Source organism: Marinobacter bryozoorum (assembly GCF_023156245.1).
Classification (GTDB): Bacteria; Pseudomonadota; Gammaproteobacteria; order Pseudomonadales; family Oleiphilaceae; genus Marinobacter; species Marinobacter bryozoorum.
Genome location: NZ_JAKZAH010000042.1, coordinates 21616 through 30179, shown reverse-complemented (window position 1 = coordinate 30179; position 8564 = coordinate 21616). Strand labels below are relative to the sequence as shown.

11 protein-coding genes are annotated in these 8564 nt (G+C 52.2%); 3 read left to right on the top strand and 8 right to left on the bottom strand.

The features are described 5' to 3' along the window. Positions 1-226: 226 nt before the first annotated feature. Positions 227-535, top strand: coding sequence for a hypothetical protein (locus MLC59_RS16970; protein ID WP_248236589.1), 309 nt, complete (start codon positions 227-229; stop codon positions 533-535). An 86-nt stretch (positions 536-621) separates the two neighbouring features. Then, positions 622-831: a hypothetical protein gene (locus tag MLC59_RS16965; protein WP_248236588.1), complete on the top strand. Its 210-nt coding sequence runs from the start codon at positions 622-624 to the stop codon at positions 829-831. Between the two features lie 503 nt (positions 832-1334). On the opposite strand, the gene MLC59_RS16960 is transcribed toward MLC59_RS16965, so the two are convergent. The 8 genes from MLC59_RS16960 to MLC59_RS16925 all read right to left on the bottom strand — a co-directional run bounded on the left by MLC59_RS16960 (position 1335) and on the right by MLC59_RS16925 (position 6851). After that, positions 1335-1886, bottom strand: coding sequence for an ABC transporter ATP-binding protein (locus tag MLC59_RS16960; RefSeq protein ID WP_248236587.1), 552 nt, complete (start codon positions 1884-1886; stop codon positions 1335-1337). A gap of 133 nt (positions 1887-2019) precedes the next feature. Then, a complete protein-coding gene (locus tag MLC59_RS16955; RefSeq protein WP_232902503.1) occupies positions 2020-2439 on the bottom strand; it encodes a c-type cytochrome in 420 nt (139 codons plus the stop codon). Positions 2440-2549: 110 nt separating this feature from the next. Further along, positions 2550-2984: a hypothetical protein gene (locus MLC59_RS16950; protein WP_248236586.1), complete on the bottom strand. Its 435-nt coding sequence runs from the start codon at positions 2982-2984 to the stop codon at positions 2550-2552. A gap of 316 nt (positions 2985-3300) precedes the next feature. After that, positions 3301-4047, bottom strand: coding sequence for an outer membrane lipoprotein-sorting protein (locus MLC59_RS16945; protein ID WP_248236585.1), 747 nt, complete (start codon positions 4045-4047; stop codon positions 3301-3303). 18 nt (positions 4048-4065) lie between these two features. After that, entirely contained in the window at positions 4066-4998 is a 933-nt protein-coding gene (locus tag MLC59_RS16940) for a DMT family transporter (RefSeq protein ID WP_248236584.1), read from the bottom strand. A 43-nt stretch (positions 4999-5041) separates the two neighbouring features. Beyond that, the gene (locus tag MLC59_RS16935; protein WP_058091979.1) at positions 5042-5692 is read right to left on the bottom strand and encodes a methyltransferase family protein; all 651 of its coding nucleotides are present in this window, start codon (positions 5690-5692) and stop codon (positions 5042-5044) included. Further along, entirely contained in the window at positions 5685-5906 is a 222-nt protein-coding gene (locus tag MLC59_RS16930) for a DUF2933 domain-containing protein (protein WP_076657107.1), read from the bottom strand. Before MLC59_RS16930 ends, MLC59_RS16935 begins: the two co-directional genes overlap by 8 nt. A 42-nt stretch (positions 5907-5948) precedes the next feature. Next, positions 5949-6851, bottom strand: coding sequence for a YncE family protein (locus MLC59_RS16925; RefSeq protein WP_248236583.1), 903 nt, complete (start codon positions 6849-6851; stop codon positions 5949-5951). A gap of 402 nt (positions 6852-7253) precedes the next feature. Between MLC59_RS16925 and MLC59_RS16920 the strand changes: the two genes are divergently transcribed. Beyond that, the gene (locus tag MLC59_RS16920) at positions 7254-8546 is read left to right on the top strand and encodes an ATP-grasp domain-containing protein (protein ID WP_199455927.1); all 1293 of its coding nucleotides are present in this window, start codon (positions 7254-7256) and stop codon (positions 8544-8546) included. Positions 8547-8564 lie beyond the last annotated feature (18 nt).

The following is an 8564-nucleotide window of genomic DNA, read 5'->3' as shown; positions in this document are numbered from 1 at the left end:
TTGCAGTCCTTTTTTGGTCATCCAGATTTGGCTTACATCTCCGGGTGATGTTCGCTTACTTTATTTCGGATTAGTAGCTGGCGACCGATTCCACACGAAATGGAAGAGAGCCATTTTTATCACTAACAAAAGTTATCAAATCGTTAATAAACTTTTTTTGTTTTTTCAGTTAGGTTTCAGGAACTAATGATCTAATGAAACCATCAACCAAACAGGAGGTGAAATTATGAAATCATTAATAGTATTCGCCGCAGCAGCCACTCTCTCAATGTCAGCACTTGCCGGCAGCATGCCGGACCACAAAGACATGAAAGAGATTCACAATAAACTGCACAATGAAATGAACAATGACCAAGTAAATGAAAATATTCTTCAGAATAAAGAACTGCAGCGACTCCACAAAAAAATGACACGCTATGGATTGTCAGAAGTTGGAATGGAGGCGCGAAGACAGATGATAAGTGAAGAAGGACGAGCCTACCATCGTGCTTTAGAGAAGAAACAAATGGAGCAGAAGGTAACGTACAGCAAATGATAACAGAAATACCGCTGGTGGGCATCAGCGGTATCTACTAGAGGCCCAGTTGCATGGGCCTGGAGCAACAAATCAAGGAGTTCGTCATGAAGAGCATCATTACAGCCATAGCAATGACAGCACTGTTTAGTTCCTTTGCCTACGCCGATTCTGGCTTAGCCGACAGGTTTAACGAGGCAAGGAGCTATCCGAACAAGACCGTGGAAACCGTTGACAGGCAAGAACTCTGCCTGAAACATCAAAAATTACACAAGCAGATGAAGGAGGCGGGAATAGCAGATTCAAGTGACGACTAGTACGTTCCGCTTAGGCAGAGCTAACAAGCGAAGCTTGCTTCTCATACAAAGAACGTTGCCAGTCATGAAAATAGCATGACTGGCTATAGTATTGATTTACTGGAATCTCGGCGCTAAATTTATTACCGTACCGCAAACCTTAAAATGTCAATAGATGTATATTTGACTTGCGCCTTGACTATCATCTTCTTCATTAGTCAATATTAATAATCGAGATTCTCATTTAGATTTAACATACGAAAAATCAATAATAAAGGAACTTAACTCATACATGGGGAAAACTGTAAACCCCGATTCGAGCTCACTATTATCCCAGCGGGCTCTGATTAATATATCTGACCCTGAAGCGGGAGCTAACCCAGAAAAACCCGACCTTCTCTTTCTGAGATAGGTCCAAAACAGATCCATTATTAACGACCACCTTCCTGGGAATAGACAGATGCTCCTCGTTAACGGAAAAGGCGTAATCAGGTGATGTAGTGATTTCCCTATCCTCCAAGCGTTTAGTTAGCCTTGGCGACGAAACCTTGCCCAAGTCTAGCCGTGGGCTCGTCGGCCAGGACAATGGCGGGCTTGCTGACAATCGCCCGCGCCACCGCGACACGCTGTTGCTGGCCGCCAGACAGTTCATGGGGCAGCCGCCGCTCCAGCCCTTGCAGACCGACCTCCACCAAAATACGCTGGGCCTCGGCGCGGCGCTCCCGGAACGGCACTCCCCGTAGCATCAACACGTACTCGACATTCTCCTGCGCCGACAGCACACCGATCAGGTTGTATTCCTGAAAGACAAAGCCAATCTTCCACAACCGCAGAAGGGTCCGCTTCTTGCGGCTGAGCCCGGTGATTTCCTTGCCCGCCACCTGAATGCGCCCGCTATCCGGCTCATCCAGGACTCCAATCTGATTCAGCAGCGTGGTCTTGCCCGACCCGGATGGGCCCACCAGGGTTGTGAACTCCCCGGCATCGATGGTGACTGACACCTCATCGAGTGCCTTGACGGCTATGGAATCCTGACGGTAAACCCGCGACGTTTTTTCCACATTGACGATGCTCATACTAGGCCCTCACTGTGGGTTGCGCAGGAGGCGCAATGAAAAAATGCGCTCATCGGCGCATGAATTCTATAAGGATCTGGTCCGGGCGACCCGCACTGAGAGGTCGCGAGAGCCTTGACCAAAAACTAAGAGATTACAGCCCACTCCTTTCAAACCATGCATCATAGATCCGCTTATCCCATTTGCTCTGGAAGTAGCTGATAACGGCCTTCTGGTCGTCCTTGGAGAGTTTTCCTTCGAAGGCCGGCATTTGCCCACCTATGGGAGCACCACCTTGACTAATTGTACCCATCAGCATATCGAAAGGATGATGCCACGCATGCCCCGTTCCGTTGAGCGGTGGTGGCGGGTAGGAGCCATCCTTCAGGGGCGTTTTCCAATTGAAGGAGCCCTGAGCATTGCCACCATGACAACTTGCACAGTTGTCGTCGAATACAGTTGCACCGCGCTCGACCTGGGCTTGAGTGTACCAGCGCCCCTCCACGGCCCCGTCGCTGCAGCCGCTGAGCAATGCAACCAAAAGAACGGAGAATGAGACTTTTGCCCTGAGCATCGTATTTTTGTCCCTCAACTTCACGGAGCACCATGGGCCTGTGCCGATGAGGCCCTCAGACACCAGACCTGAGGAGCTCCCCATCGGTATGCCCAACAATGGTCAAAAAGTTACTTTTCGCGATCTTGAAGCTCCCGCTGATGTTCCAGCATTTGCTCCATCATCAGTTGCATCTGATCCATCTGCTTTTCCATAAACTGGATGCGGTTTTCTGATTTGATTACGGGATTTCCTTGGTTCGAACTTCCCTGCATCCCCTGACCGTTCATCATTCCTTGGCCATTCATCATCCCCTGACCATTCATCATTCCTTGATCGCCCATCATGCCGCCGCGCATCATTTGCATCTGCTCTTGCATGAGTTCCATATGCTCCTGCATGAACTTTTGCCGATTTTGTCCGGAGCTTCCGCGCATCTTGGGCGCTAAATCTTGCATGCGGGACATGTTCTGCTGCATTTCCTGCATCTGTTCAGTGGACATCATCATTCCACCAGCCCCCTGCTGGTTGTCTGAACCATGTGCCCAGACAGCCGGTGTGGCCATGATCAACGAGATTGCGACTACTTTGGTAAAACTCTTCGTAGCGAAGCTCCTTAACGAGGTCGATTTGCGACATACCCAGTAAACACCATTCACCTGAATCGAAACTGAATATATACTAAAACCAACATCTCGATTGCTGTATATCAAATTTTTTTGGCTATTCGATTCAGCAGCGTGGTCTTGCCCGCCCCACCATCGTTGCGAACTCACCGGCCTCAATGGCGACCTACACCTCTTCGAGCGCCTTGACGGACATTGAGTCCTGACGGTAGATCCGCGATTCGTTTAAGACATGGAAGATGCTCATGCCGGCCCCTCACTGTGGGTTGCGCAGCCGGCGCAATGAAAACACCTCTTCATCGATCGGCAGGTCGAATTCAATAGAGTCAATCGTGATCACCGTGCGGGACTCGGGGTTATCGGCGTCCACCATCGTCCAGCGGGTGGGTATCCGCCGCCCATCCATGGTTTCGATCTGCTCATAGGTCATGCGTTTGACGATCTGATCGCGCTCGCCGTAGTAGGCAAGCGAAACCGGGATCGAGCCCTCCCGAACATTGAATTCAAGACGGCTCCACACTACCGAGGCATCAGGTCGGGGCGTCGAGACAACACGATACACAGGCACCTCACCGGAATCGTCGGTTTCGACCAATTCGTGCGTGTAGTCCTCGACGAACGAGCTTTCCTTGACCAGGTCGTCGTTGCTGAAGTTGGAGCCCATCCATGGCTGGAGCATCATCGACGGTGGGATCTTGATGGTGCGATCAACTTTGGGCAAGTAATTCCACATGGCATCGCCGATGCGCAGCGAGCCGATGCCGGCCTCTTTTTTGGGCGCGTGAATGCGAATCAACGTATGCTCCGGACGATTCATCCAGGCTTCCAGTTCCAGTGTGCGAGTCCAATACTCAGACTCGATCCGCATAGTGAAACGCCCGTGATTGCTGTCGGACCACAGAGTCTGTTCCATGCCTTCAATCAAGGAAACTGCCGAGGGAGGGCCCGCGATAAGCCGACCTGATGCGGCAAACAAAAGGAGAACGCTAATCCAGACTCTCATTGACTACTCCCTTTTCTACTATGAGCTACGGATCACCTTTGCCTGTTCCCCGACAGCGGAACCGCTTGTTGTTTTCCGAGGCGCTTTGACAACGATCACCAAGCCGACAATTGTGATTCCTATCCCGATCATCTCCAGTGATGTGAAAGTTTCGCCGAACAAAAGCATTCCGATAGCGAGACCGAAAACAGGCGTTAAAAAAGTAAACGAATTGAGGCTGTTCAAGGGCGCGCTGGCGAGCAAGGCATACCAGAGCACAACCATCATTGCCGTTGCCGGAATGGCCAGAACGAACATGGCCGTCGTAAATGACCAAGTCCAATCAATCTCGAAGCCCTCGCCCAAGCTCACGGATGCTATTCCCAGAAACACTGAACCTATGACAAGCTGGATGCCCATTGACCAATAGATATCATCGCTGCCGGCCTGGTATTTAAGCAGCACATTTCCAATGGCGGTTCCGATGGCTCCACCAAGAACATAGACGGCCCCTGAAAATCTGGCGTTACCAAACTCCATCTCTGGCATCGCTAGCACCACAACACCAATAAAACCAATCAAAAGGCCCACAAACACACGCCCGGTCACCACCTCTCGAACGATAAAAAACGAAAGAACCGCCGCAAACAGTGGTTGCGCATTGGCCAGAACCGTTGCAAGCCCCGGTCCCAGCTTGCCAGCACCGAGAAACATCCCTCCAAGCCCCATACCCGTGTAACTGAGGCCAATTACGGCCAGCATTAGAAGCTGGCGAAGTGAATAACTGGGCCGACCACCTTTTGTAAAAGCGAGCAGAATCAGACAGAGCCCTGCCAGCAATGCGCGTAAAGCGGCAAAAAGCAAAGGTGGCGCGTCCGGCAACCCCACCACAATAAAAGGAAAGCAGATCGCCCAAAGAAAGGCGACAAGAACCATCCCAGCGACTGCACGTATCGAAAGTGATTGGTTCACCAACGGCTCCTTTATCTACCCATCAAATGAGTAGAGCTTTTGTTCAAGCTTGCCGCCCCAATCCGCGCAATCGCGGCAAAAACCTGGGAGTGTTGTCTGCATAGTGTCTCCAGGCTTCCCCGAACGTTTCTTCGGCTTCCCGTTCCTCACTGATCGATAACCGTGAATACATCCAGAGCAAAACCGGGAACATCGCCAGGGTTAACAGAGTCGGCCACTGCAGCAGGAAGCCAAACATTATCAAGACAAAGCCGACATACTGTGGATGCCGAACGTACGAATAGAGACCTGTCGTAGCCAGCTTTCGCTCTTTTTGCGCCGCGTACAAGGTTCGCCACCCGGCGGCAATCAAGTAAAAACCTCCACCAATAAACACCGTACTCAACAAGTGGAAGGGGCCGAAATGGGGAGAACCCTGCCAACCAAAAAGCATTTCAAGCAGGTGCCCGCTATCGTGGGCAAGCCAATTTACATCGGGGTATTGAGTCTGAAGCCAACCGGATAGAAAATAGAGTGTCAACGGGAACCCATACATCTCAGTGAATAATGCCACGAGAAACGCGCTGAACGCGCCGAAGGATCGCCAGTCTCGTTGGGTCTGTGGCTTAAAAAAACTGAAAGCGAAGAAAATAAAGATCACCGAGTTAAGAACCACCAGCCCCCAAAGGCCGTAGTCGGACGAAGCATCAGTCATCGCGTTGGCCTCCGTTTTTGCCTTCTGGTTGATCGTGGTGGTTGTGGCCACCGTGACTCCCATGCCCTCCGTGCATAAACATATGAATAAACGGGCATGCAAGAAGGATTAACCACGGCAGAGCACCCAGAAGGTGAACCTTATGTTCGCCCCAGAGTAAAACCAAAGCGATAACCGCAAAAATTGCCAACGTAATCTTAAAACGCTTATCCATATAGAATCCCTTTGGGAAAAGCTTATCAGTGGGGCTTACTGGCTAGTAAGCCTCAAGCGATATTTGGTGACCTATCCCGTCCAAAGAAACGTCATCGATAATTTCCAGAGAGCCCGGATCAAGCACCCAGAGCCTGGCTTCGCCCCGACTGGTGATTAATAGGCTGCCATCGACGGGAGAGACCGCCAGGTGGTAAGGGGCCGGCGCCAGAGGCATGCTGTCGCGGGTTCCGCTGGCCAGCTCGATACGGACAACTTGGTTGCCGCCCTCGCTGGTCGCATAAAGTATCTGGCCATCTGTGCTTAGTCCCACGCCGTGGGGTTGCGGCCCAACATCGTATCTTGCCAGCACCTCACCTCTGGAAAGCCCAAGGACAGCGACTTCCCCCGAGGCCCCGTCATTCACATACACCCTCTCGTTGTCAGGGGAAAGCACCATGTGCTCAGGCCCACCGCCGACGCGAAGATTACGCTTGACGAACCAGTGCCGAGTATCCACTTCGCTGACGGTCCCGTTACCAGTATTGCTGACCAGTAAAGACTGACCGTCATCGGTCGCCACTACGTAGTTTGGCGCCGGGCCCGTGGCCAGGGTTTCAACGAGCTGTCCGGACTCCAGGTCAACCACACTGATCCCACCGCCCATAGGATGAGTGGAGACAGCGAATCGACCGTCAGGGGTCACCAGCACATGGTGCACGGGCCCTGGCACCTCTACAGTGCGAGTAATCGCGCTCTTGGCGGTATCCACAACGTAGATCCGGCCGGTATTGGCGTCTTCCGGAGCCGCGGTAGCTTCACCACCGTGGTGGGCCGCGTGCTCGTCCTCCGTCACGCCCTCCGGGCGACTGATCGGCTCTTCGCTGTCGTGCGCGGTCAGACTGCCAGCAACCAGATAGTGACCATCCGGAGTCAGGGCCGAGCCATGGGTGTTGATTGTCCCCATAATCGACGGCATTACCTGACGACTTCTCAGATCAATAATGCCAACAGAATCAGCTGTCCCCATGGGTACAAACGCTCGACGGCCATCTGCAATTGCAATAGTCGATAAACCTATCAAAGCGGTGATCGCGAATCCGGTAAACCACCCTTTTTTTGATCTATATTTCATAGTTCTGCCGCCTGAATCATCGTGTAGTACCAGTCTGCTACCTATCGGGAGAGTCTAAGATGGGTAGAGAGAGCCAACTTACCTAGCGATAGCTCAACACGCGGAACTGAAACAGACCTGAAAACAGATCTGAAGTATGAATCTATTTGACGTAGATCACACATGGGAGATAGGTTTTTTTGAATTTCAAGTATGCGATTACAATCAGTGAAACTCTCGACCAACGGACTCCTGATGCCCGAACCTATCCACAAAAACCAACGATTAGCCGACAGTCGAGCCTACAAGCTCAATCGCCATTGCTACTGCATCACTCTCGACCGTAAAGCGCTCAACAAGAGCCTCAGAAGCATTCTTATCGATGCTGGAAGTGGACCGTCAGAGTTCGCCGAGTTCGACCAGCTTTTTTCAAACACACCGATTTTTGTTCCCAGATCCGACATAGCTGCGATGGAAAGGATCGTCCAAGCGATCGAATCGGCCACCGAACTTCCGTCGTTTCGTGAACGAGTTCTGTCCTGGGCACCCAAAATCGCACAGTTCAATCCGGGCCCCATTGGGGCATTCATGGGTTACGACTTTCACCTGGGTCCCGACGGCCCCCGGCTGATAGAGATCAACACCAATGCCGGAGGTGCCTTCCTGAACGTTGTGCTGGCGAGAGCCCAGCATCGCTGCTGTAACCCATCTCAACAGACCGCAGTAACCCGTAGCGAGCTCGACGGATTCGAGGATGCAGTGTTGACGATGTTCAAACAGGAGTGGCAAAGACAGCATGCCACTTCGGAACCCAACTGCCTGGCGATAGTTGATGATGCCCCGAAGACCCAGTTTATGTTTCCCGAATTCCAGTTGGCCCAACAACTTTTCCAGACCAAAGGAATTGAGGCGTTGATACTCGATCCGTCAGAGCTTGTGTATGCCGATGGGCGACTGACAGCCCGTGGTAAGCCCATTTGTATGGTTTACAACAGGCTGGTGGACTTTTCACTGGACGCCACGGCTCATGCGGCATTAAGACGTGCGTATCTGGACGGCGCCGTGGTTGTAACTCCCAACCCCCGAGCTCATGCCATTCTGGCCGATAAGCGAAACCTGACCTTGTTGTCAGCCCCGCAGACTCTACTCGACTGGGGACTGAGCTTAGCGGATGCGGGCTGCCTGGAAGACGCCGTGCCGAAGACCCGGCTGGTTTCGAGTGAAGATGCTGCGGCGTTGTGGAGCGCTCGGCGCCAATTGTTTTTTAAGCCGGTTGCAGGTCACGGCAGCAAGGGTGTCTACCGGGGCGACAAGATGACCCGGCGTGTTTTCGAAAACATTCTGGATGGCGGCTATATCGCACAAGATCTCGTCCCCGCTGGAGAACGAACTCTACGAATTGACGATGCGGTGACCACCAGAAAGGTCGACATTCGCCTGTATACCTACGCCGGCAAAAGTCTGCTGGTTGCCGCGAGGATATATCAGGGCCAGACAACCAACTTTCGCACGCCAGGAGGCGGGTTTGCACCGGTCTTCCAAGTGTGACTATTCACACTACGGGCA

What these genes read in the sequence shown, in the direction of transcription:
- MLC59_RS16970 (WP_248236589.1), top strand. Translation starts at nt 227, where the DNA reads ATGAAATCATTAATAGTATTCGCCGCAGCAGCCACTCTCTCAATGTCA.
- MLC59_RS16965 (WP_248236588.1), top strand. Translation starts at nt 622, where the DNA reads ATGAAGAGCATCATTACAGCCATAGCAATGACAGCACTGTTTAGTTCC.
- MLC59_RS16960 (WP_248236587.1), bottom strand. Translation starts at nt 1,886, where the DNA reads ATGAGCATCGTCAATGTGGAAAAAACGTCGCGGGTTTACCGTCAGGAT.
- MLC59_RS16955 (WP_232902503.1), bottom strand. Translation starts at nt 2,439, where the DNA reads ATGCTCAGGGCAAAAGTCTCATTCTCCGTTCTTTTGGTTGCATTGCTC.
- MLC59_RS16950 (WP_248236586.1), bottom strand. Translation starts at nt 2,984, where the DNA reads ATGGCCACACCGGCTGTCTGGGCACATGGTTCAGACAACCAGCAGGGG.
- MLC59_RS16945 (WP_248236585.1), bottom strand. Translation starts at nt 4,047, where the DNA reads ATGAGAGTCTGGATTAGCGTTCTCCTTTTGTTTGCCGCATCAGGTCGG.
- MLC59_RS16935 (WP_058091979.1), bottom strand. Translation starts at nt 5,692, where the DNA reads ATGACTGATGCTTCGTCCGACTACGGCCTTTGGGGGCTGGTGGTTCTT.
- MLC59_RS16930 (WP_076657107.1), bottom strand. Translation starts at nt 5,906, where the DNA reads ATGGATAAGCGTTTTAAGATTACGTTGGCAATTTTTGCGGTTATCGCT.
- MLC59_RS16925 (WP_248236583.1), bottom strand. Translation starts at nt 6,851, where the DNA reads ATGGGGACAATCAACACCCATGGCTCGGCCCTGACTCCGGATGGTCAC.
- MLC59_RS16920 (WP_199455927.1), top strand. Translation starts at nt 7,254, where the DNA reads ATGCCCGAACCTATCCACAAAAACCAACGATTAGCCGACAGTCGAGCC.